This window comes from Colwellia sp. MB3u-4 (genome assembly GCF_014077065.1).
Classification (GTDB): domain Bacteria; phylum Pseudomonadota; class Gammaproteobacteria; order Enterobacterales; family Alteromonadaceae; genus Cognaticolwellia.
Genome location: NZ_JACGVE010000088.1, coordinates 184,991 through 208,591 on the forward strand (window position 1 = coordinate 184,991; position 23,601 = coordinate 208,591).

Below are 23,601 nucleotides of genomic sequence, written 5' to 3' on the forward strand. Positions count from 1 at the left end.
TATGTTCAGGACGATGTTACTGATAACACTTAGTTAAATAGTGATTAAAACTTAGTAGTATCGGTAAACAAGCCCACTTTTAAATCTTTCGCTGTGTAGATAACACGACCATCAACAGAAACCGTACCGTCAGCAATACCCATAAATAATTTACGCTTAATAACGCGTTTTAAGGTAATCTTATAAGTGACTTTTTTCGCTGTTGGCAAAATTTGGCCAGTAAATTTAACTTCACCTACACCCAAAGCTCTACCATGACCTGGACCACCTGACCATGCTAAGAAAAAACCTGTTAATTGCCACATTGCATCTAAGCCAAGACAACCCGGCATAACAGGGTCACCTTTAAAATGACAATCAAAAAACCAAAGATCTGGATTTATGTCTAATTCAGCGATAATTTCGCCTTTGCCATGTTCGCCGCCATCATCATTAATGCTAACAATTCTATCCATCATTAACATATTGTCAGATGGTAACTGGCTGTTGCCAGGGCCAAACATTTCACCAGTACCTGCTTTTACTAGGTCTTCTTTTGAGAACGAATTTTGTTGTTCCATGTCATCACTTACGTTTATTAATAATTTCAAAGACCATACTTTAGCTAACACTTGTACGCTAAACAACTCCGAACAGTTAAATAAATTTATATATGACTTAACAAATTCACAATATTTTGTAAGAATTGGTTATACATAACTACTAAGGTTTTAAACTTTTAATAGGTAAGGTATTGATGAATATAAAAAAGAAAGCATTAACTAATGCGGAAAAACAAAAACGTTATCGTGAACGGCAAAAAGATCGCGGTAAAAAAGAAATGCGCGGTTATCTGACACCAGAAGCACAAAAATGTTACGAACTAATTGCCGAGCAAACAAAATGGAATGACAGTATCATTTTAAGTAATGCAGTGCGTTTGACTTATGCGGCATATAAAAATGGCCAAATTCACTTGTTAAATAACTGGCTAAATAAAAACGAGCTGTAATAATGACTTAAACGACCTTGATTAAGGAAATGAATTAGAGAAAAAGCAAGAATTTATATTGTGTTAGAGACCAATTCGCTATATTCTTTTTATTAATTCTGCTGCTTTTTATAAAGTGATAAATAAGGTAATTCTACGTTGATAAATGTTTTGTTAGTTGATGACCATGAGTTGGTTCGTACTGGAATACGAAAAATCCTAGACGAAGTAAAAGGACTTAAGGTGATTGGTGAAGCTAAAACAGGCGAGGAAGCCGTACAATTTTGTCGTAAAGTCGAGCCTAATGTTGTCCTTATGGACATGAACATGCCAGGCATTGGCGGCTTAGAGGCAACAAAAAAAATTATTCGTTATGCGCCTGATGTAAAAGTTATTGTGTTAACCGTTTATTGCACTGACCCCATTCCGACAAAAGTTATGCAGATTGGCGCGGCAGGCTATTTAACCAAAGGTGCCGGTCCTGATGAAATGATCAATGCGATTCGTGCTGTTCATAGCGGCCAACGTTATATAACACCCGAGATTGCCCAGCAAATGGCGTTAAGCCAATTCAAATCCCCAGATGAAAATCCTTTTAGTAGTTTGTCTGAACGTGAATTGCAAATCATGTTAATGATCACGCGTGGCGAAAAAGTACCTGATATCTCACAACAATTAGTGCTAAGTACTAAAACCATTAATAGCTACCGCTATCGTATGTTTGATAAGCTTAATGTCGGTAATGACGTTGAGCTAACGCATTTGGCTATTCGCCATGGTATGTTAAAAACTGAAGTGCTATAGCATTGTCTGATAAAATTTTATCAAATGATGAAAGCTCATTTGATCATAAAGCCTTCCTAGCGGCCGTTTCTGAACAAGCTGGCGTTTATCGCATGTACAACATAGCCCAAACGGTGATCTATGTTGGTAAAGCGAAGCAACTAAAAAAACGTTTAGCGAGTTATTTTCGCAAAGATGTGGGCAGTAATAAAACTCGCGCACTGGTTAAACAAATTTCTGCTATTGACGTTACCGTAACCCATACGGAAGGCGAAGCGCTGATCCTCGAAAATAATTATATTAAAAAGTATCAACCAAAATATAATATTTTACTGCGCGACGATAAAACCTATCCCTATTTACTGATCACTGACCACAAACATCCAAAATTAGGTTTACACCGTGGCGGTAAAAAAGTTAAAGGTGATTACTTTGGTCCATATCCAACGGTAGGTGCTGTCTGGGAGAGTTTGCGCTTAATGCAAAAGATTTTTCCACTTAGACAGTGTGAAGACAGCTACTATCGGGCCCGAAGTCGGCCATGCTTACAGCACCAATTGGGCCGATGTTCAGCACCTTGTGTAGATAAAATATCGCCAACGGATTATCAAAAGCAAGTGCAGTTAGCCAAATTGTTTCTCAAAGGCAAAAGTTCGATTGTGATTGAGCACCTAGTAGATAATATGGAAAACGCCAGTAAAACGCTCAATTTTGAACATGCGGCAAAATACCGAGATCAAATTGCGACCTTAAGAAAAGTTCAGCAGCAACAGTTTGTCAGTGGCTCTGCCGCGGAAATGGATGTTATCGGGCTTCATCGTCATAAGTCGCAAGCTTGTATCCACTTATTATTTGTTCGAGAACATAAAATATTAGGCAGTAAAAGTTATTTTCCAACTGTGCCCGTTGATACCAGCGATGCGGAAATAATGGCGGCTTTTATTAGCCAACATTATATTGGTAATGAACTTAACTTAGGGGCTATCCCAAAAGAAATTATTATCCCTGAGGCCATTGATAACCAGCAAGACATCGTTCAGGTCATTAGCGCCCAAGCAGAGCATGAAGTAAAAATATCACACAATGTTCGCACCGAGCGCGCGCAATACCTTAAATTAGCTTGCACTAATGCTGCAACAGCTTTAATGACGAGAAACTCTCATAAAGAATCAATGCAGGCAAGATTTGTCGCATTAAATGAAGTGTTTGAGCTAACCAATGGCATATCACGCATTGAATGTTTTGATATTAGCCATACTATGGGACAACAAACCGTCGCGTCAAATGTGGTGTTTAATCAAGAAGGGCCATTAAAAAGTGATTATCGACGTTACAACGTGTATGGCATTACGCCAGGTGATGACTATGCCGCTATGGCATTTGCTTTAGACAAACGCTATAGCAAAGTCACCAGTGAAGAAAAAATGCCAGACATTATTTTTATCGATGGTGGTAAAGGGCAGTTGGCAAAAGCGGAAGAATTTTTTGCCGGCGTAGATAAAGTAAAAACTCCGTTATTGGTCGGGGTTGCGAAAGGTGAGTCAAGAAAACCTGGGCTAGAAACCTTAATATTAGCTGGTAGTCATCAATTAATATCATTACCTGCTACGTCACCGGCACTGCACCTTGTACAACATATACGAGATGAGTCGCATCGGTTTGCCATCACGGGCCACAGAGCAAAACGACAAAAAGCTAGTAAAAAATCTACATTAGAAGATATTCCAGGAATAGGGGCTAAAAAAAGACAAGCGCTTTTACAATATTTAGGTGGCTTACAAGAAGTTTTAAAGGCAGACAGAACCGCGCTAGAAAAAGTGCCGGGTATCAGTAAAGTATTGGCAGAAAATATTTATGACGCCTTGCATGACAATTAACTCACAATCTGTGTAAAATGTCTTTTACTTCGATACAATTTTAATTAGTTAACGATAAGAATATAAGACATATTATGTGGACAATCCCCAACCAAATTACTTTATTTAGAATTGTTTTAATCCCGGTTTTTATCGTGGTGTTTTATTTGCCCGTGTCTTGGAATCATTTTGGTGCCTTTGTTGTTTTTTGGTTTGCCGCTGTGAGTGATGCGCTTGATGGCTACTTAGCAAGAAAACTTAATCAGTCGTCTGCCTTTGGTGCTTTTATTGACCCCGTTGCTGATAAGTTAATGGTGGTTGCTGCGCTGGTAATTTTGATTCAAGACTTACAAGTGTGGTGGATATCAATATCAGCGATATTAATGATCGCGCGCGAAATATTTATTAGTGCTTTACGTGAGTTTATGTCTTCACGAGGTAAAAGAGAAATAATCGCTGTTTCACAAATGGGTAAATATAAAACGGCCACACAAATGTTAGGTATTATGGGATTAATTTGGTATCCAACTTATGATATCCCATTAATTTTGTTTGAATTTCCGCATGAAATATTACTTTTTGCCGCTTTTAGTTTTTATGCCATTGCCACTGTGCTTACTTTTTGGTCTATGGTGATTTATTTCAAAGCGGCTTGGCCAGAGTTAACTAAGATTAATTAGTGTTAAATAGCTTGTTTTTAGTTAAAAAAACACCACATTAGTCGCTTTTTGAGCAGTCAAAATAAAATTGATATTAAAGGGTTGACTCATAAGTTTTTCAATGTAGAATGCGTTTCCAGTTGACAGGGAGTCAGCACATGAAGCGGCTGTAGCTCAGCTGGTAGAGCATCACGTTGCCAACGTGAATGTCACGAGTTCGAGTCTCGTCAGCCGCTCCAATTTCTCTTTAAGAGAATGTACAGGGAAGACTACCTTATGGGTAGTAAATGAAAATAGTTTTGATGTAAGTGGCGGGTTGGCAGAGTGGCTATGCAGCGGATTGCAAATCCGTGTACCTCGGTTCGACTCCGGGACCCGCCTCCACATTGCCCGAGTGGTGGAATTGGTAGACACAAGGGATTTAAAATCCCTCGCTTGTAAGAGTGTGCCGGTTCAAGTCCGGCCTCGGGTACCATTTCATTTGTGCAGTAAGAATTAATACATATTGGCGTATGTATGGGAAAGTTTAAAATAATGAAGCGGCTGTAGCTCAGCTGGTAGAGCATCACGTTGCCAACGTGAATGTCACGAGTTCGAGTCTCGTCAGCCGCTCCAAATTTTAAACGTGTTAAAAATCTTAGTTTGCTAGTTATAAGTTTACTGGTTATAAATTAAGACCATGAAGCGGCTGTAGCTCAGCTGGTAGAGCATCACGTTGCCAACGTGAATGTCACGAGTTCGAGTCTCGTCAGCCGCTCCAAATCTGACAGTTATTACTGTCAAAGTAGGGTCCCAATCTCTACTATAAAAAATACTCTCGATGCCCGAGTGGTGGAATTGGTAGACACAAGGGATTTAAAATCCCTCGCTTGTAAGAGTGTGCCGGTTCAAGTCCGGCCTCGGGTACCATTACTGATTATATCAGTTGGATGTATTGTAGAATACCGAAGCGGCTGTAGCTCAGCTGGTAGAGCATCACGTTGCCAACGTGAATGTCACGAGTTCGAGTCTCGTCAGCCGCTCCAAATATGACAGTTATTACTGTCAAAGTAGGGTCCCAATCTCTACTATAAAAAAAACTCTCGATGCCCGAGTGGTGGAATTGGTAGACACAAGGGATTTAAAATCCCTCGCTTGTAAGAGTGTGCCGGTTCAAGTCCGGCCTCGGGTACCATCTTTTTACTTTACGTTCTGTTGAGTAAATTAAAAAAATTCTATAGTAATTAAATTTTTTCCCAATATAATCAAATCCTTGCCAATATCTTCTATACAAATATTTTTAACTACCTCTCTGTAATAGTTGCTAACTAGACTTGATGTTTTGTATTAATATTTATATTTTTTCAAAGTTTTTATGCTTTTAACGGCTTAAACCCTTGTTTAAATTTACCACGCACAAGTTCATCACGGATAAGTTCACTAATACTTGTATCATGACTATTAGCATAAGCCTTCAATACTACCTCTTGAACACCTCCATAAAAATTTAACCGCTATTTTCATTTACGCCATTTGAATTTATGACTACCGATGACAATATTTTTAACATTATTGATACTAAAAATTTAAGTTTTTTTACCAAAATCTGACTAATAGAAATAGTACTGACAGAAATTTCCTTATTTTACTTAAGTCTAGTATCATTCAACGCTGACTGTTTATGCGTTAATTTGACGTAAGCTACTGAGCAACATAGTCTCGTCTAAACAATAATAATAACAATTAACCCCCAATTGAACCCTAGTTCTATAGTAGCCCCGTCAACTATATTGCAACAGTTCACAGAGAAATTATGTCTATCCGACCCCCAAAGCAATTAAACATTATTATCGCCATGTATCTTGGTTATGCTGCCATGATGATCTGCCGTCAAATGATTACTATTCTAAGTCCTGCCATGCTTGCCGATGATACCTTAGGCTTAACAAAAACAAATATTGGAGACTTCGCGGCTTATGGCACCCTAGGTGCACTTGTGGGTAAACTCATCTGGGGGCCTCTTGCTGATGTGATTGGTGGGCGCTTTACTTTTTTAATTGGAATTTTTCTTACCGCACTGTTTGTTATCGCCTTTGGACTTTCGCCTAATGTAATGGCTTTTACTGTCTTTTCATTCTTGCTTTACTGCACAAAGTCTTCAGGCTGGCCAGGTATGACTAAACTGGTTGGAGAATGGTATCACCCTCATCATTACGGACGGGTGTGGAGTATTATCTCTACCAGTTCTAGATTTAGTGTGGTGTTGGCGACTTTATTTTTTGGTTGGTTGTTGAGCTTTATGCATTGGCGTTCAGTAGGCTTCATCGCTGCGGCTTTTGCCTTGGTTATATTTATTGGTTGTTATTTTTTCCTGAAAGAAAAACCTGAAAACCCAAATTTTTTCAGAGAAAATGAAGGTGATAATACCGACACTAGTGCCGAAGGTATAGAGTTGGCGAAAGCATCAAAACAGGCGATTGATAACAAATATAATCACCCCCTTCAAGGCACAAGTATGCTGGCGGGTATGCTGGCATTTGTTAAAAGCCCTAGAGTCTGGTTGGTCGTGCTCATGCTAATGATGCTTACTTGTATGATGGCCTTTTTAGATTTTGTTGCGGTTTATCTTATGGAAACTTACCAATTATCGCCCTCACAGGCAGCAATGGCCTCTACTATATTTCCCGTCGGTTCTTTAGCCGGACTGTTAGCTTCGATCGCATTTTACGACCGTTTTTCCAAAAAGGGCATCCGGACAGTTTTAACTATAGCCATGACACTGAGTTTATTGAGTGTACTGACCTTGAAATATTTATCTTGGTTTAATCTCAGTGTTGAGGTGAACTACATGGTGGCTTTGAGTGCAATTTTCTTATTCGCTTTTTCAATTTCTCCCGCTTATTACTTACCTATGTCAATATTCTCCATCGAATATGGTGGCCCCCATAGCGCAAAACTAGTGAGCTTCATTGATGCTTTTGGCTTTGCGGCCAGTGCAACATTTGCTTTTATTGGTGGAAGATTGGCCGATAGTGCGGGCGGTTGGTCTAGTTTTATGAATATGCTTATATTGATTTCAGCGGTTGGTATTATATCTGTTTGGGCATTTATGCATGCAGAATATAAAGCGGCAAAGTCAGGGGAAGTGTTAATTAAGCGCTGATCACGTCAATTGCTTAATGTTTATAAATATTTTAACGCCATCCGCCTAAGTAATATTGGCGGGTGGTTCAAAAAACAACTTCTTCTAAATAGACCCTTTTCACCGAAGATTACTGTTTATTTCCTCTATATCCAGTAATATTTTAAATATTGTAGTATGCTACAGCGTCAAAATTTCTGCCATATTAAATAATGAAGTTATAAACCAGATAACTTCTAGGCTACAGCCGTTTTCTAATTATTGTTAACGGTTTGTCGCTAAGAGGCAAAAGGATGTCGCTGTTGATAAGCGCTTTGCTTCACAATTAAGATATTAATTTACTTAGTAGCAATTAAAATTGGCTAAGTCGCAGTAAGATAATCAACGAAGATAATCAACGAGGATATACATGTATCAAATAAACCGACCCGCTAAAACAGCATTGACTATGGCGATCGCTCTGGCATTGAGCAATGGCACAGTACAAGCTCAAGAAAATAGTACAGTAGAAGACAAAAAAGTTGAGACTGAACGTCAGGTCGAAACTATCGTTGTTACTTCAACTCGAAGAGCAGAGAACCAACAAACTGTACCGCTGGCTGTGCAGGCAATGAGTGGTGCAAAACTTCAAGAACTAGGCATTGATAGCTTTGAAGACTACATTGCATTGCTACCAGGTGTTAGCTCTGAAGGTCAAGGGCCCGGTAAACAAGAAACATATATCCGTGGTGTATCCGCGGGTCGTTCTGATGTCAGACTTGCTGGCATTGGCGGCGAGCCAAGTGTTGCCTTTTATCTCGACGAAGCACCAATCACCACGCCTGGTCGTAATATAGATTTATATGCAGTTGATCTACAACGCATTGAAGTTTTAAAAGGTCCTCAAGGTACATTATTTGGCGCTAGTTCACAGGCAGGTACTGTACGTCTTATTACCAATAAACCGGTATTGGACGAATTCAGGGCCGGTGGTGAGGTAGGTATGTCATCTACTAAGAGTGGTGGCATCAGTAATAAAACTGAGGGTTATCTTAATATTCCCATTGTAGACGATACATTTGCACTACGTATTGCGGCTTATAATTCTACCGATGCTGGCTTTATTGATAATGCCCTTAGCACGACTCAATTACCATTGACTAATCCAGGATTAGGTGGCAGCGTTCCTTCATCTCGACAAGTGGTAAGTAACGCTACGCTTGCAAAAGATGATTACAATGAAGCGACACATAGAGGCATGAGAGTTAGTGCATTATGGCAAATCGATAACGATTGGGATTTGTTAATACAACACACAAACCAACAGCTTGATACTGAAGGCTCTTTCGAATACGACCCGGCTATTAGTACTGAAGATGACTTGAATGCTTCGACTTTCTCTCCCACTGAAGGTGATGATCAGGTCGACCTCACACAATGGACGCTAAATGGTATGCTTGGCGGACTTGAAGTTATCTATAACGGCTCGTTCACCAACCGAACGTTCCAAGGTAATACTGATTATACGGCTTACATTGAAATAGGCCCATATGTTCCTTACTACACTTGTAGTTACCCAGGTTATGATGAATGTTTTAGTCCTGTGATGACGACTTCTGAACAATTCGAAACAGAGCGTGTTGTGCACGAAATTCGTGTGGCAACCAATGCGGAAGATCGTTTTCGAGCGATTGGTGGTGTTTTCTATGATGATCAGCAACTTAACACCTTAACTGACTTCAACTATGCTGGGTCTATTGCCGCAGGTTTCTCACCAAACTTCCCAATACCAGGCGCTTTTACTAATACAGATGGTAGTGCTCGACCTCCTGGCGTAACCTACTTCAATGATTACCAAACAGATCGTGAAGAGCTATCGGTATTTGGTGAACTTGCTTACGATGTTACTGACGATGTCACCGTAACCCTAGGTGCTCGTCACTACGAGATTGAAATGGGCTTGATGGGACATTCGTCTAATGGCCAAAGAGCATCTGGACCAGAAGCTGCTAACGGAACAAATGTCGATTCAAGACTGGCTGGTTTGACTCCTGCAACGATATCAGGAACTATTTACAAAGCCAATATACGCTGGAAAATGAATGCTGACGCGATGTTTTATGGCACGTATTCAGAAGGCTTTAGAGGCGGTGGATTCAATCGTTCAGCGGGCACAGGTGGCATTCCAGCGACCTTTGATACCGATACTGTTGTCAGTGTTGAATTTGGCTGGAAAACAGCTTGGCTTGACAATACCTTACGTTTTAACGGCGCTATATATCATGTTGACTTCAGTGATATGCAACAAGGTGTTCTAGATCTTAGTATCGCCAATAACTCATTTTTTGACAATGTTGGCTCGTCTGAAATCAATGGTCTTGAATTTGAACTTAATTGGGCGGCGACCGAAAATGTCGACCTTTTTGGCTCATTGAGCTATATCGATTCAGAATTGACCGATATTCCAAATACGCTAGTGAATATAACACCTGTAGGGTCAAACCTGCCTTACGCACCAGAAAGTGAAGGCGTTATTGGCGGACGTTACTATCAAGAAATCGGCGATTTCTCTGCTGTTTTCCAAGGCGTATTCAAATGGACAGACTCACGTTTTAATAGTCTAGTTGATGCTGATCGCGTCGAGTTACCGTCTTATACTCAGGTTAACCTGTCAGCCTCTATTGGCAAAGACGACTGGAAAGCAACGCTCTTTGTTGACAATGCTACCGACTCTCTTGGACAAGTTGCCGCAGGTTCAGCCGATAATGTTTATAGGGTTTCACCGACAAGACCTCGTACTATTGGCTTTAGAATAAGCTATGATTATTAGCATTTGACCTTATTTTAAAGTATTTTAAGATAGGTTAGGGTCGGCGTTTAATCACGCCGACCTATTTCTTTCTGGATCTTTTTTCTAGACCTTTTTTCTGGACCTTTATAGATAATATCAATTGTATCTTGATATTTAGCGAGAGATTATTTTGCCAAATCAATTGAAAAACCTCCAACCTGACCAAGTGATTAAACAGTGTCAACTCTTGATTAAGAAAGGCCACTTAAGCCAAGCATCTGCAAATCTTGAAGATATGCTGGTGGAAAATCCAGGACATATTGAAGGTGTTTATTGTCTTGCCGTTTGTCAGCGTAAACAACAAAAGCATAGCCAAGCCATGGCAAGTCTTGATCAAATTCTAGTAAAAATGCCTGAGCACGGCAGAGCTCATCAAGAGCAAGGTTATATTCACAAAGCAATGGCAAACACCAGCCAAGCCATAGCGTCTTTTGAAAAAGCCGTTACCTTAAATCCAGCATTGTTTGGCAGTTGGCGTGTACTTGCTGCGGAGCCTGACTATCCAATGCGTGAAGAAGCTAAGCAGCGTGTTGAATGGCTCTCTAGCCTGCCACCGGCATTAGTTTCTGTTTCCAGCCTAATATACCAAAAACAATTACATCGCGCAGAATGGCTCTGTCGTCACTTTCTCAAAGACAATCCACATCAACCAGAAGCTATGCGCTTACTGGCTGAGTTAGGGACGAAGTTTCAAATTCTTGATGACGCAGAATTCTTATTAGCTAGCTGCCTTGAATTTGAACCAAATTATAAAAGGGCCCGTTTGGACTATGTTCATGTGTTGCATAAGCGCCAAAAATTTCAAAAGGCACTTGAGCAAGCAAAAATTCTGTTAGATTCAGACCCAAAAAATTCAAATTTTAAGATTGGCCTTGGTAATGCGCAACAGGCAACCGGAGATTTTGAAGCGGCTATTAGCACCTTTGAAAGTGTATTGCATAACAACGCCGCCAATAATTCAATCTACCTAACCCTTGGCCATGCTTTAAAAACAATGGGCCGTGTTGACGACGCTATTACAGCGTACCGTAAAAGCTATAGTATCAAACCTGACTTTGGCGATGCGTTCTGGAGTTTGGCCAATTTAAAAACTTACCGATTTACTGCCGATGAACGTCAGCAAATGCGGGATCAGGAAGCAAGCCCGACAACCGCGATAAATGATAAAATTCACTTCTGCTTTGCTCTAGGTAAAGATTTGGAAGATAGCGAACACTTTGATGAAGCCTTCTTTTTTTACCATCGTGGCAATAAGCTAAAAAGCGAACAAGACCAATTTGATAGTAAATCTCTAGAATTATCGTTTGAATTTCAGAAAAATAATTTTGATGCTGCCTTTTTTGAACGTAATAAACTGGCCGGTTGTTCTGCCCCTGATCCGATATTTATTGTTGGACTACCACGCGCGGGTTCAACACTTTTAGAACAAATTCTTGCTTCACACTCACAGGTTGATGGCACGATGGAATTGGCCAATATCATCGGATTAGCACACCGCTTGAATGGACGACAAGCCAAGCAGGATGAGCCGAGATATCCCAGTATCCTAAAAGAGTTATCAGCTGATGAGCTGACTAAAATGGGCGAACGTTATATTGAAGACACTCAGCATCATCGCCAAGGAGCGATTTTTTTCATCGACAAGATGCCAAACAATTTTAGACATATCGCTCTTATCAATCTGATCCTCCCTAACGCTAAAATTATTGATGCCAGACGTGACGCCTTATCTTGTTGTTTTAGCGGTTATAAACAACTATTTGGCGAAGGCCAACAGTTTTCCTATGATCTTGAGGACATTGGGAATTATTATCGCAACTATGTTGAAATAATGGACCACTGGGACCAAGCATTACCAGGCAAAATTTTACGGGTACAATATGAAGATGTGGTGGCTGATTTAGACACTCAAGTTCGGCGTATATTGGACTACTGTGGTCTGCCTTTTGAACAGGCCTGTATTGATTTTCACACCAATAAACGTGCTGTTCGCACACCAAGTTCTGAGCAGGTTCGCCAACCTATTTATCAAAGTGGTCTTGAACAGTGGCGCAACTATGAATCACATCTAGGGCCACTGAAAAAAGCATTAAGCAATGCTAAGTAAGCCTCAAATAAGCCTTAAATAAGCCTTGAATAAGTAAACGCTGCATGTTCTTTATTGGCATTAACGGTCAATCAAGAAGCCGCGGTGTCTGCAATTAATCAGCAGTTTTTAGCACCCGTTAACTATTATTAGATCTAAAATATAAAGGAATCAATCTTGGCTAAAAAAATACTAAAAATTGGACATCGTGGTGCCATGGGACATGAGCCAGAAAACACGATAAGGTCTTTTAAAAAAGCAATAGAATTAAATGTTGATGCGATAGAGTTAGATGTATACGTATGCAAGACAGGTGAGCTTGTCGTTATCCATGACGATAAAGTAGACAGAACCACTAATGGTGTTGGCTATACCCAAGATAAAACGTTTGCAGAATTAAGACAACTAGATGCGGGTAAAGGTGAACTTATCCCAACACTCGAAGAGGTCTTAGACTTTGTTGATAAAAGAGTGATGGTAAACATAGAGTTAAAGGGCAGAAACACAGCCATTGCAACGTATCAAGTCATAGATAAATATATTAAAAAACATGCTTGGTCAGCGCTTGATTTTATGGTCTCTTCATTCGACCATCATGAATTAAATAAATTTAAACAGCTAGCTCCCGAAATACCTATTGGTGCCTTACTTGACGGCATACCACTTTCTTATTCCGATTGTGCGGTTGAACTTAATGCGCAGTCGATTAATTTAAGTGTAGATTTTATTAACCAGGACTTTGTCAATCACGCACATAACAACGGTTTAAAAGTTTATGTGTATACGGTTAATGATTATGATGATATTGCCGAAATGGAAAAACTGAATATTGATGGTATTTTTTGTAATTTTCCAGAAAGATTATAATGAAGACAATATTACATGTGATACCAGTATCGATAGCGCCTCGTTAAGAGGCAAAAAATTGTTGGCTAAAATAAGCAATGCAGGAGCAAAACCAGTTGTTTTTTTGTCCTGCTTGGGTCGCTTGTTATGAGTACGTGGCAACAAAGGGATGCATCATGTATTTATTATTTTAGGTCTAAGCAAGAAGCCAATAATGCTACCAAAGAGATTCTTGTACATTGCTTCTATCTCTTCTTTACTGATACTGCCGCCAAAGATAAGCATCTCAAGTTTTTCTCCTGGTTCTTTCACAAAATACCCTGATGAACTGAATCCGTTTTTTTCATAAAAAGCTTTACGCTTGATCCTTTGTTCGAAGTTTTTTTCTTGCTTATCAAGTTTCTCAATGTTGAGTACAATTCTTTTTCCTGAGTGCATAACTTTCATTGAATCCATCACTTTACTGCCATACCCACCTGAGCGAAAAGATTCCGATATAGCTAAAAAGTGTACCAATATAATGTCTTTAAACTCAGTGGTGTAAATGAGACCTATCCAAGTATCATCTGCATAAAGAACGTTAAAGCCTACCTTATCTTTTCTCAGTTTAAATTTAAGGATCCAGGTGGGAATACGTTGAGCGGTGGTAAACGCTTTCTTATACAGATCGATAACCTTCGAGTAGTTATCGTCATTTTGATTTAGTGGTCGGAGATTAATGCTCAAATGTAATACTCAACGCCTGTTAACGGGCAATAATATAGTTGGCTAATATTAGTGAGCGTAGTGAACAAAAAGCCAACTATATTTTGTTATACGTATTTTATTTATTTTCACGGTGCCCGTAACTCAATGCTCGAGTAATTTCCCATTTATTATTTAGATTACGCCAAACCATAACAAAATCAGATTTTCCTTCGCATTTTTTAGTTTTAGTTTCACAAAAAATGTGAACACCTTCAGTGATTGCACCAAACTGATTAATTGGATAGGCTTTGAAGGAACCTGCTACAAGTTTACGAGTGTAGTTACCGCATGCGTTTTTTTTAGTATTTGAGATCATACTTTTCCGATCCCAAGTAACACCACCGTTATCGTGATAAAACTCTAAATCTGGAGAGAAATAACTAGCATATTTTTTTAACTCTCTAGGGCTCTGACAGTTGTTAAAAAATTCAAAAAGCTCTGTATCAAGAACTTTCATTCTGTCCTCCAAAGGAGCTTCATTAGCCAATGATTGCATTGATAAAAATACAAATAAAAATATATTTAATTTTTTCATATAACCTCGATTCCTACAGCATACGTATAACGCCTAAATTACAGCCAACTGTTTTTTTCCCTGTTTAATTTCTTAGCTACTACTTAGCGCTCAAGCCTTTAAACACAGTGTTCAAAGCTATCACAAGACAACTAGCATGAATTAAAACAACCACATAAAACCCTATAGGGTCTGAATTAAGGTGTAAAACATGATCATTTTTGGAATGAATTACACCATATTTATATGCATTAATTAATTGCCATGAAAAAAAAGGAATACAAAGAAACATTAAAAAAATTTTAAGGTAAGCTTTATCTTTTTTATTAATAAGTTTCCGAGGTTCAGGTTTATTCTCAGGATTTTTTTCTCGCTTTCTTATTTCATTTAATAATAAATCGTATCGTTCGGGATAACACTCTTTATCAATGTTATCTTTAACATCGTACAACTCTACAAGAGTATATTTCGTATAATCTGGATTCATTCAACTCTATCCGTTTAAGCACCTTGATACTAAGTGATACTAAGTGATACTTCGACTGGCTAGTTCTTTTTTATACTTTCGTTCCGACATAAACCAAGTTAATACACCAAACAACACTCCAGCTAATGGCCAAACTATATAATGAATAATGGCGGATTTCGATGTGAAGCCATCAGAAAAAGGCTTATTCATAAAAGCCATAAAAATAAACATTGGTAAGCCCCAAGATAAGACACCGGTAAATAGCACAAAATTTAATTTCCCTTTTGTTCGCGTTGATTCCCAAACTTTAAATTGATCATCTTTCATTTGATTTAACGTCCATATTTGAATGACACATAACGCCCCATTAAGCATTAATAGGCTAAAAATTGTGATCTAAAATGAAAGCGAAGCGAACAGCCCACTGTTTTTAGTCCGGTTGAATTGCTTATGTGCACTTCTTACTTGAGTCATTGTTTAAGCTTCGTGTAAGCATGCCACCAAAAATATTTAAAATGCCTTCAAGAGTATCTGAATTTCGATTGTTTTTAATCTTGTTTCCGTGAGTGCCACTCTTGTTTTTATTCTCATGTCTTTCGATTGCATTATCACCCGCACCGACAACAAAATCACATGCAACATTCGTTGGCTTAGTTGTTGAGCAACCACCTAAAGAAACTAAACATGAGATTATGATAATTTTTACTGAAACTTTCGAGAACATACAAACTCCATGTGCACTAACGCCTCATTAAGAGGCAAATACTATGTTGGCTAAAATAAGCGACGCAGGAGCAAACAGCCAACTGTTATTTGTCTTACTGTAATACCTTGTTATGTAAAAAGTAAACGTAAATACTTCTTTTCATTTAACTCGTTATGCTAGAAAATATTTGAGGTTATTTAGACAATTATTTTCAATGTTAATCTTTTATTATTTAACGCTTATCTCTAATAATTCTCTCATCATTTGTCTGCCAAAGTTGACAAACTTACCTCCACCACTTGAAGTTAACATAACTACTCCAACACCATATTCTGGAGAAAATAAATACTCACAGCCATAACCATCTAAATCGCCACCGTGAAACAATACTGTTTCAGAAAACAGAGGAAACTGATTACTTGCTTCAAACATTCCAAGGCCATAGCTTAATCCAGGGTATTTCTCACCACCCTGAGTAAATTTCGTATCATATTTTATTTGAGTTGAAACGAGCGGTGAGTTCTCTCCACTTTTACTAAATAACGAGTATGCCTTCATTTGTAACACCATAAGATGAGCCATATCATCAATGCTTGAGTAAACACCGCCATGTGGCGTTAACAATCCCATATCCCATGGCTTAGTCAGAACTTGGCGATCATCTTTTCTGTAAGGAAAAGCTTGTTGAGTGTTCTTTTGGCTTTCAGATAAATTTACCAGTGTGTTTGGAAGCTCATATTTATCAGAAATATAATATTTAACTAATTGAGCATAATTTTTATTTGTCACTTTGCTCAAGACATATCCAAGTAGGGCGTAATTAAAGTTTGAATAGTCCCATTTTTCATTCACTTTAAAGCTTAATTTCATCACTTTTAATGCACTTAATAGCATTTTTTCATCATAACCACCTAAAAATGCATCACCATCAATCCTAGTGACGTTTTTGGGATAATTTGGTAAACCAGAACGATGTGTCAATAAATGTTCAATCGTTAATGATTCAAACTTTGACAGAGAGTTTTTTGGGAAAGCATCGGGTAAAAGGTCAATAACACGGTCAGTTAGCTTAAGCTCCCCCTTATCAATGAGCTCCAATGTAATAATACTGGTTAATACTTTCGACTGAGAGCCAATTTGAAATAACGTTTTGGAGTTTATTGCTTGCTTAGTTTCTCTATCTCTTACACCTAGTCCAGATGTAAACACAACTTTTCCTTGTTGAATAATGCCAACAGCTATTGCCGGAATATTTTCCTTAGCCATAAAGCTTTTAACTTGTTGTTCGATTTTAAGCTTATCTACTAGAGTAGTCTGAGCGAATACTGGTGGAATAAGGAATAAAGAAAGGAAAGCTAACTTTTTTATCATGATTTATCTCGTTTTAGTAAAGTTGGCGACTATTGCCAAATCTTAATTTTCTGCATAACAGCTTATATATGTATGTATGCGTTTAAGCATCACACTCGCCAAAAGTAACATTAAATTAACATTAATGTCCGGTACTTTCAAAGCATTAGAAACTAGTAATGCTAAATCACATGTATATTAGGGTGTGTTACTAAGACGCCTTAGCAACACACCTCGAAAAAATCATACTGACTTCCATATAAAAGGGCATTACATCGTTTACGCTAATAGATAATTCAAAAAAAATATATGGCAAAATTTTTAACTGCAATGTCAGTAATGCAGACAAATTAGCATTAGCAGTTTTATGATGAACGACCTTTTACCTAGCTAAATTATGCTTAATTGATGCTTGTATCGACTTTTAATGGTGACAAAAATTGTTATTCTTTTATGCTGCTTTGTGTACAAAACGCCATAGAGAATTTATTTATCATCCATTAGCGCTGCGGTATCATCAAAGATGTTATTTTTACTATTGAAGCAATATTGTCTGTATAAGTTAATGAGCCTGTAACAAAATCTGTTACAGGCGCAATTAAATCAATAATTTGCTGATGAGCTTTGTTGTTTTCTTAGTATTAATACTATTGAGAAAAGCCATCATGCTTGCCATGGTATTAACATTTTTACAGGGATATTATTATCAATCATAGGCAGAATTTATAATGATCTGGTTATGACGTTTGCGCGCTAAATACACTATATACATCTGTTACTTGCTCAGGTATATTCTCATTATCTTCGTTTTTAAATACACCTTTAAATATCCCTTTAAAGACATTGTTTTTTAAACATATTTTTTAGAGATTATCCAAGTGAAAGAAAAAGCTACTTCTTTTGATATCGCCTATCAAGCCGGTGTTTCTCAGTCAACAGTTTCTAGAGCACTACGCAATAGTCCTTTAGTTAATGCAGAAACTCGACAAAAAATTCAGGCTATTGCTAAAGCATTAAATTACAAAGTAGATAAAAATGCCAGCAACTTACGCTCACAGCATTGTGACACTATTGCCTTGTTATTATTTGAAGACCCCACCAATGACAATTCAGCGATTAATCCTTTTTTCCTTTCTATGTTAGGTAGCATAACGAGAGCTTGCGCACATAAAGGTTATGATTTATTAGTCTCTTTTCAACAATCGAGTAATGACTGGCACGCAGATTTTGAAGACAGTAATAAAGCAGACGGCCTGATATTATTGGGCTATGGCGATTACGTTGATTATGAAGAAAAGTTAATTAAATTGAGCGAACAAGGAACACACTTTGTGCGCTGGGGTGCAGAAGTTAAAAACTTACCTGTGGTCTCTATAGGTTGTGATAATTTTCTTGGTGGCAGAGAGATTACTGAGCATGTGATTAAGCAAGGAAGAAAACACTTTGCTTTTTTAGGCAGTGCCTCTAGTCATGCGCCTGAATTTTTCGATCGCTATAAAGGCCATTGCCAAGCACTAAAAGATAATAACTTAGTAGTGAACACTAACATGCAGTTTAATGCCTTTTACACTGAAGAGGCAGGTTACAAGGCGGCTTGTGAATTGATAGCAAGTGGGCAAGAATTTGATGCAATTTGTGCGGCTAGCGATTTAATTGCCATTGGCGCGATGAGAGCACTTAAAGAACGTGATATCAACATACCTGAGCAAGTGGCTGTTGTTGGCTTTGATGATATTGCCATTGCTAGTTTTACCTTTCCACCTTTAACAACGGTTAAGCAAGATACTCAAATAGCCGGCGAACTATTAGTAAACACCTTGCTTGACTCAATTAATGGTAAAGAGACTTCAACGACCTTAATAACGCCAGAATTAGTGATTAGAAAATCCTCTGGCTATTAACTACTGGATATTAACTATTAGCATAAAGCCTAATAGTTAATATCCGTAACGCTGCGCTTAAATGGTTAGTCAGCATTTTGGCTTGCTATTTTATCCTCGGTACCATCTTTGACAAAATAGACCGACAGAGCCGCTAATATCATTGAGACACCCGCCATCATTATAATGTAAACCGCTTGGTTATCAAAAACGGCGGTTAATATCCAGCCAGCAAAAATACCTGAAACAATTTGAGGCGCAGCAATGGTGAAGTTAAATATTCCCATATAAACGCCTGTTTGTTTCACGGGTAATGAGCCAGCTAAAATGGCGTATGGCATGGCTAGTATTGCCGCCCAAGCAATACCAATACCTACCATAGGTAAGAACAAGTCTACTGCGCCTTGTGGCACTTCAATTTGAGTGATCCCTAAGTTGACCATGATTAACTCAGGATTTTGCATCAGCATAATACTTAAGTAACCTATACCACCGGCAAGTAACGAGACCGAGTATGTTAGCTTACGACCAATTTTACTGGCTACTTTAGCCATAAATAATGAGGCTATCGCGGCAAAAAAAGAGTAAGCAGCGAAAATGATGCCCACCCAATCTCCAGCGCTGCCTTTTGCGTTAGCAATATGTGCAGGTATGGTACCGATAGACGCTAAATAATCTGGGTCAAACCATTTGGCCTCAATACCCCAAATATGCTGAGCGATAGCTGGCATGGTATAAACCCACATAATAAATAATGCAAACCAAGAGAAAAATTGTACCAAGGCTAATTGCTTCATGGTACTTGGCATGGTTTTCATTAGGCCAAAAAATTCAGTCAATTTATCGCTAAGAGTCTGCTCAGTATCGCTTTGTTCTAATGGGGCTAAGCCATGAGTGCCCGGGGCATATTCTTTGGTTCTAAATACTGTCCACAATACTGATCCTAGCATGACTGAGGCGCCAATATAAAAGGCCCAAATAACGGAAGGGGCAACTGACCCTGCGCTGGTAGCAGTGTTTTCTAGGCCAACAACATTGGTCAGCACGAAGGGCAGTATGGAGCCAAAAACGGCACCAATATTAATTAAAAAAGATTGGATTGAATAGCCAATATTACGCTGCTCAGCGGGCACCATGTCAGATACCAAAGCGCGGAACGGCTGAAAGGCTAAATTGAACGACGCATCCATTAAGGCTAGCATCATAGCGCCAAAAAATAAGGGCGTAATAAAGCTAGCTAAGGTTGCTGAATTTGGCATTAATAGCATGCCAATAGCCGCCGCAAATCCGCCCGCTAAAATGTAAGGATTACGTCGACCTAGACGATTCCAGGTTTTGTCTGATGCGGCGCCTACTATGGGTTGAATTAACAATCCCATAATGGGCGCGACTAACCAAAATAACGATAAAGAGTGTAGATCAGCCCCTAAGTCTGAAAGTATTCGGCTGGCATTGGCATTTTGTAAAGCAAAGCCAAACTGCACGCCTAAAAAACCAAAACTTACGTTCCATATTTGCCAAAAATTAAGGCGGGGTTTTTGATGAGCGGTAGGGGTGTTTTTATTTTTATTTATATGTTCATTGATACTTTTATTAGTATCGGCATCAGTTGTGGTCATGTAGCGGACTCTTATAATTAATGATTTTAGCGAGTTTAATAATCTAAATATACTCATAATAATGCTGAACAGCTATCTCCTACATACGTATTCAGCGGTATAATAAAATGGTGTTTTTTGTATTAACGTTACCATTTAGTTGTATTTTACTTAATTATCTATACGGAGCGTTAATGGTTGGTGTTGCCAATTAAATTTCACTGTTAGTGTCTTTGCTGTTTTATGCCAATAAACCTCAGACTCTTCTGTATTAGGGCCTATTGGCAATTTTTTACCTGCAAGCGTGATGTTTTTAGGCATAGTAAGCCAATGATGAATGATTAATGACATCTGCCTGTTTTCTGGCATGTTAGGGTAACCTTCACCGGTGCGATTAAAGGAAAATACGATATTTTTTTCTCCTGAGTCATGCTTGTTGAGATTATTCTGCTTGGCGCTAAAATGTAATATTTCATACTGTTTTTTTGATAATGACTGGAAGCTTTTACCATCATCTTCATACATTTCTCCTGCACTACGCTTAACTGAATCATCGGCGTAATAATGTAGCTTTAGTTGGCTGCTATCGTAATCTTGGGTTGATTGAATATCGTCAATCATGGGAATAAACGCACCCGCGCGAACCAATACAGGCAGGGTGTCTAGGTTAGTGGCTAAAGAAATGGTCTGCTCGCCTTGATACTTTTTATCGGTGAAGTAATCAAACCAAACGCCTTTGGGTAAAGGTATTAATACTGATTTTACGCCAGCATCTACAATGGGTGTTACTAAAAAAGCATCGCCCCAAAAATAACTGGTCGCATTGTCCATTAAGCTTAGGCTTCTTTCGTTTTCAAGCTCATTTTCAGACTTATCTTTAAGCGCGCCATCACGCTTATATACAGTCGTTTCATTAAGCTCATTAGCAAAAAATAGCGGGCGCATTAATGGCATACCTGTGGTGCTATTTTGATAGGCTAAGGTGTAATTGTAAGGCAGTAAGTTATATCTGAGCTTGATAAATTTTCGCAAAATATCTTGGGTTTCATTATCATGAAATACGACTTCTGGCGCTATATTATCTTGTGCATGTGGACGGTAAATCGGTTGAAATACGCCGTATTGTAACCAGCGAATATACAGCTCTTTATTAAAAGTTTCACCACCGGCAAAGCCACCTAAATCTGAATGGGTATAACCCATGCCTAACACACCCATTTGTAGGCTAAGCTCTACTTGGGGTTTTAATCCGCCCCAAGCGCGACTGACATCACCAGTCCATGGGATCATGCCATAGCGTTGTGAACCGGCAAAACCTGAACGCATCAAAATAAATGGCCGCTCGTTGGGCGCTAAGCTGAGCTGATTTTCAAAAACCATTTTAGCCCACTGATGACCATAAACATTATGAATAGCATCGCCATTTACCACGTTACCGTCGCTTAAGGTATGTAAAATGTCACTAGGGTGAACCTCTGGCTCACCTAAATCACCCCACCAACCCGTTACACCTTGCTGATATAAGGTTTTATATATGCTATTGAACCAGGTTTTTCCTTTATCGCTAAAGACATCGACTAAGCCGGTATTGCCAAAGTAAAAGTCAAAACGCTTGGCGTTACCGTCAATGTTTTTAGCTAAAGCCTGACTTTTTTCGGCATCAGCCCATTTTTTCGAGCTGGTCAGTACAAACGGCTCGGTGATTAGTATGGTGTTCACACCTTGCGCTTTAAGGTCACTGATCATTTTTGTTGGGGTGGGAAAGGCGGCTTTATCCCATGCTAAGTTACCCATGTGGCCTTGAATGTCTTTACCAAACCAGTATAAATCGAGTATTAACGCATCAAGAGGAAAGTCTAAGTCGATAAATTTATTAACCGTATCTCGTACTTCTTGTTCAGTGCGATAGCCAAAACGCGAGGCATAGTTACCTAGCGCCCAGCGTGGTGGCATGGGTTGCTTACCGGCAACATCAACATAATTATTGATAAGTTCAGGATAAGTCTTGCCAGCAAAAACCAGATAAGACATGCGACCTGATACCGCTTCAAATTGCATAATGTTTTGTTCTGACTTGCCTAAATCCATCCAACCTTTTGCTGAGTTATCAAATAACAAAATGTATTTATTACTCGAGAATACGGCAGGTAAACTGAAATTCATTTGGTTTGATTGGGTTTCATAACCGTAATGTGCGCGATTATATAACGGCATACGATGACCACGCCTATCCATACCTAATACCCGTTCACCACCACCCAAGAGCTTTTCGTTTTCACTTAACTTAAAACGAAAGCCTTGCACATTATACGCTTGATTATCTTCTGCCGCCGTACTGAGAAAAAATCCGGCTTCTTCTGAAACTAATAGTTTGTCGCCTTGATAATAACTAATGCTAAAAGGCGATTTATTAATGACCGCGTTAAGTTTTCCAGCAGAGAGTATCAGTTGCTGTGGATTTTCGCTGACCAAAAAACTTTGCTTTCGGGCCTGTTCTTTAATGGCGAACGAAGGTAAAAATGCGGCATCATTGCGTTTATTTTTATATTGATAATGTGCTTCAATCGCATAGTCGCTATAGGCACTTAAGGTCAAGGGTCCTAGTGTTGTGGTGATCACTAAGCTTTGATCTTTTAGTTGATGGTTTAGGTAGCTATTTTTTTCGCTTGCCATGGTTTGGAGCGCGAATAAGAGTACAAATAGACAAGTACTTTTTATCAGTAAAAGTGAACGCAAGATAAAGCCCTTTATTGAATTTTTTATCTAATAACAAGGATAATAACCTGACTCAAGCTAACACAGCACTTTGAATACGTATGCAAGCTTGTGTTAGTTATATTATGTTATTAGTCATCACTAGGTTAATAGGCAAAGACATGGTGTTATGTCGGGCTATATTTTCAGCTAGTAAAGTTCAGCTAGTAAAGTTCAGCTCGTAAAGTTTAGCTCGTAAGTTTTAGCTGATCACTTTATGTCGAGCAGGTCGGGTATAAGTCATGGGTAAATATTCCCCCCACAATCTACTACATACGTATGCAAAATTAAGGAAAATCAATGCATACGTATGCAAAGGCTATTCCCCACCAAATGAATTGCGTATTCTTATGCTGTAATAATAAAGAGAGAATTCAAGAGCAAGTAATAACCCTATTTTTAGTGTCTTAAATGAATTCAAAATACAGCCTG

The 23,601-nt window shown here is 38.7% G+C and carries 18 protein-coding genes and 8 tRNA genes; 17 read left to right on the forward strand and 9 right to left on the reverse strand.

What is annotated here, in order from left to right; genetic code table 11:
• Positions 1-44: 44 nt before the first annotated feature.
• Entirely contained in the window at positions 45-560 is a 516-nt protein-coding gene (gene fabA / locus H4J61_RS15020) for a 3-hydroxyacyl-[acyl-carrier-protein] dehydratase FabA (protein WP_182137993.1), read from the reverse strand.
• Positions 561-736: 176 nt separating this feature from the next.
• On the opposite strand from fabA, the gene H4J61_RS15025 reads away from it, so the two are divergent.
• From H4J61_RS15025 to H4J61_RS15100, 16 genes are all read left to right on the forward strand, one after another.
• Positions 737-991, forward strand: a complete 255-nt coding sequence (locus tag H4J61_RS15025) for a hypothetical protein (RefSeq protein WP_182137735.1) — start codon at positions 737-739, stop codon at positions 989-991.
• A 138-nt stretch (positions 992-1,129) separates the two neighbouring features.
• The gene (uvrY, locus tag H4J61_RS15030) at positions 1,130-1,774 is read left to right on the forward strand and encodes a UvrY/SirA/GacA family response regulator transcription factor (RefSeq protein WP_182137736.1); all 645 of its coding nucleotides are present in this window, start codon (positions 1,130-1,132) and stop codon (positions 1,772-1,774) included.
• A 2-nt stretch (positions 1,775-1,776) separates the two neighbouring features.
• A complete protein-coding gene (uvrC, locus tag H4J61_RS15035) occupies positions 1,777-3,630 on the forward strand; it encodes an excinuclease ABC subunit UvrC (protein ID WP_259363361.1) in 1,854 nt (617 codons plus the stop codon).
• 74 nt (positions 3,631-3,704) lie between these two features.
• On the forward strand, positions 3,705-4,289 hold the full coding sequence (gene pgsA / locus H4J61_RS15040; RefSeq protein WP_182137737.1) for a CDP-diacylglycerol--glycerol-3-phosphate 3-phosphatidyltransferase: 585 nt from the start codon (positions 3,705-3,707) through the stop codon (positions 4,287-4,289).
• Positions 4,290-4,431: 142 nt separating this feature from the next.
• A tRNA-Gly gene (locus H4J61_RS15045) sits at positions 4,432-4,507 on the forward strand.
• Positions 4,508-4,578: 71 nt separating this feature from the next.
• Positions 4,579-4,652, forward strand: a tRNA-Cys gene (locus H4J61_RS15050).
• Between the two features lie 4 nt (positions 4,653-4,656).
• Positions 4,657-4,743, forward strand: a tRNA-Leu gene (locus H4J61_RS15055).
• A gap of 64 nt (positions 4,744-4,807) precedes the next feature.
• A tRNA-Gly gene (locus H4J61_RS15060) sits at positions 4,808-4,883 on the forward strand.
• A gap of 69 nt (positions 4,884-4,952) precedes the next feature.
• Positions 4,953-5,028, forward strand: a tRNA-Gly gene (locus H4J61_RS15065).
• Positions 5,029-5,090: 62 nt separating this feature from the next.
• Positions 5,091-5,177, forward strand: a tRNA-Leu gene (locus tag H4J61_RS15070).
• Between the two features lie 40 nt (positions 5,178-5,217).
• Positions 5,218-5,293, forward strand: a tRNA-Gly gene (locus H4J61_RS15075).
• Positions 5,294-5,355: 62 nt separating this feature from the next.
• Positions 5,356-5,442: transfer RNA gene (locus tag H4J61_RS15080), tRNA-Leu, on the forward strand.
• 618 nt (positions 5,443-6,060) lie between these two features.
• Positions 6,061-7,410, forward strand: coding sequence for an MFS transporter (locus H4J61_RS15085; RefSeq protein WP_182137738.1), 1,350 nt, complete (start codon positions 6,061-6,063; stop codon positions 7,408-7,410).
• Positions 7,411-7,798: 388 nt separating this feature from the next.
• On the forward strand, positions 7,799-10,198 hold the full coding sequence (locus H4J61_RS15090; protein WP_182185862.1) for a TonB-dependent receptor: 2,400 nt from the start codon (positions 7,799-7,801) through the stop codon (positions 10,196-10,198).
• Between the two features lie 151 nt (positions 10,199-10,349).
• Complete coding sequence (locus H4J61_RS15095; protein ID WP_182185864.1) at positions 10,350-12,326, forward strand: tetratricopeptide repeat-containing sulfotransferase family protein; 1,977 nt, start codon at positions 10,350-10,352, stop codon at positions 12,324-12,326.
• A gap of 156 nt (positions 12,327-12,482) precedes the next feature.
• Entirely contained in the window at positions 12,483-13,172 is a 690-nt protein-coding gene (locus H4J61_RS15100; RefSeq protein WP_220461283.1) for a glycerophosphodiester phosphodiesterase family protein, read from the forward strand.
• A gap of 153 nt (positions 13,173-13,325) precedes the next feature.
• Here the strand turns inward: H4J61_RS15100 and H4J61_RS15105 are convergent, their stop codons facing one another.
• From H4J61_RS15105 to H4J61_RS15130, 6 genes are all read right to left on the reverse strand, one after another.
• Positions 13,326-13,877, reverse strand: coding sequence for a GNAT family N-acetyltransferase (locus H4J61_RS15105; RefSeq protein WP_182185866.1), 552 nt, complete (start codon positions 13,875-13,877; stop codon positions 13,326-13,328).
• A gap of 97 nt (positions 13,878-13,974) precedes the next feature.
• The gene (locus H4J61_RS15110; protein WP_182185868.1) at positions 13,975-14,433 is read right to left on the reverse strand and encodes a DUF4440 domain-containing protein; all 459 of its coding nucleotides are present in this window, start codon (positions 14,431-14,433) and stop codon (positions 13,975-13,977) included.
• 79 nt (positions 14,434-14,512) lie between these two features.
• Positions 14,513-14,899, reverse strand: coding sequence for a hypothetical protein (locus H4J61_RS15115; RefSeq protein ID WP_182185870.1), 387 nt, complete (start codon positions 14,897-14,899; stop codon positions 14,513-14,515).
• A 39-nt stretch (positions 14,900-14,938) separates the two neighbouring features.
• The gene (locus H4J61_RS15120; RefSeq protein WP_259363364.1) at positions 14,939-15,208 is read right to left on the reverse strand and encodes a hypothetical protein; all 270 of its coding nucleotides are present in this window, start codon (positions 15,206-15,208) and stop codon (positions 14,939-14,941) included.
• A 121-nt stretch (positions 15,209-15,329) separates the two neighbouring features.
• Positions 15,330-15,605 (reverse strand): hypothetical protein, encoded by a 276-nt coding sequence (locus H4J61_RS15125; protein WP_182185875.1) that lies wholly within the window; start codon positions 15,603-15,605, stop codon positions 15,330-15,332.
• Positions 15,606-15,815: 210 nt separating this feature from the next.
• Positions 15,816-16,958 (reverse strand): serine hydrolase, encoded by a 1,143-nt coding sequence (locus H4J61_RS15130; RefSeq protein WP_182185877.1) that lies wholly within the window; start codon positions 16,956-16,958, stop codon positions 15,816-15,818.
• Between the two features lie 857 nt (positions 16,959-17,815).
• On the opposite strand from H4J61_RS15130, the gene H4J61_RS15135 reads away from it, so the two are divergent.
• Positions 17,816-18,838, forward strand: coding sequence for a LacI family DNA-binding transcriptional regulator (locus H4J61_RS15135; protein ID WP_182185879.1), 1,023 nt, complete (start codon positions 17,816-17,818; stop codon positions 18,836-18,838).
• Between the two features lie 65 nt (positions 18,839-18,903).
• Here the strand turns inward: H4J61_RS15135 and H4J61_RS15140 are convergent, their stop codons facing one another.
• Both H4J61_RS15140 and H4J61_RS15145 read right to left on the reverse strand, forming a co-directional pair.
• Positions 18,904-20,436, reverse strand: coding sequence for an MFS transporter (locus H4J61_RS15140; RefSeq protein ID WP_182185881.1), 1,533 nt, complete (start codon positions 20,434-20,436; stop codon positions 18,904-18,906).
• A gap of 150 nt (positions 20,437-20,586) precedes the next feature.
• Positions 20,587-23,088, reverse strand: coding sequence for a TIM-barrel domain-containing protein (locus H4J61_RS15145; RefSeq protein ID WP_182185883.1), 2,502 nt, complete (start codon positions 23,086-23,088; stop codon positions 20,587-20,589).
• Positions 23,089-23,601: the final 513 nt, after the last annotated feature.

What these genes read in the sequence shown, in the direction of transcription:
- pgsA (WP_182137737.1), top strand. Translation starts at nt 3,705, where the DNA reads ATGTGGACAATCCCCAACCAAATTACTTTATTTAGAATTGTTTTAATC.
- H4J61_RS15090 (WP_182185862.1), top strand. Translation starts at nt 7,799, where the DNA reads ATGTATCAAATAAACCGACCCGCTAAAACAGCATTGACTATGGCGATC.
- H4J61_RS15120 (WP_259363364.1), bottom strand. Translation starts at nt 15,208, where the DNA reads ATGAAAGATGATCAATTTAAAGTTTGGGAATCAACGCGAACAAAAGGG.
- H4J61_RS15110 (WP_182185868.1), bottom strand. Translation starts at nt 14,433, where the DNA reads ATGAAAAAATTAAATATATTTTTATTTGTATTTTTATCAATGCAATCA.
- fabA (WP_182137993.1), bottom strand. Translation starts at nt 560, where the DNA reads ATGGAACAACAAAATTCGTTCTCAAAAGAAGACCTAGTAAAAGCAGGT.
- H4J61_RS15130 (WP_182185877.1), bottom strand. Translation starts at nt 16,958, where the DNA reads ATGATAAAAAAGTTAGCTTTCCTTTCTTTATTCCTTATTCCACCAGTA.
- H4J61_RS15115 (WP_182185870.1), bottom strand. Translation starts at nt 14,899, where the DNA reads ATGAATCCAGATTATACGAAATATACTCTTGTAGAGTTGTACGATGTT.
- H4J61_RS15140 (WP_182185881.1), bottom strand. Translation starts at nt 20,436, where the DNA reads ATGACCACAACTGATGCCGATACTAATAAAAGTATCAATGAACATATA.
- H4J61_RS15085 (WP_182137738.1), top strand. Translation starts at nt 6,061, where the DNA reads ATGTCTATCCGACCCCCAAAGCAATTAAACATTATTATCGCCATGTAT.
- H4J61_RS15025 (WP_182137735.1), top strand. Translation starts at nt 737, where the DNA reads ATGAATATAAAAAAGAAAGCATTAACTAATGCGGAAAAACAAAAACGT.
- H4J61_RS15145 (WP_182185883.1), bottom strand. Translation starts at nt 23,088, where the DNA reads ATGGCAAGCGAAAAAAATAGCTACCTAAACCATCAACTAAAAGATCAA.
- H4J61_RS15125 (WP_182185875.1), bottom strand. Translation starts at nt 15,605, where the DNA reads ATGTTCTCGAAAGTTTCAGTAAAAATTATCATAATCTCATGTTTAGTT.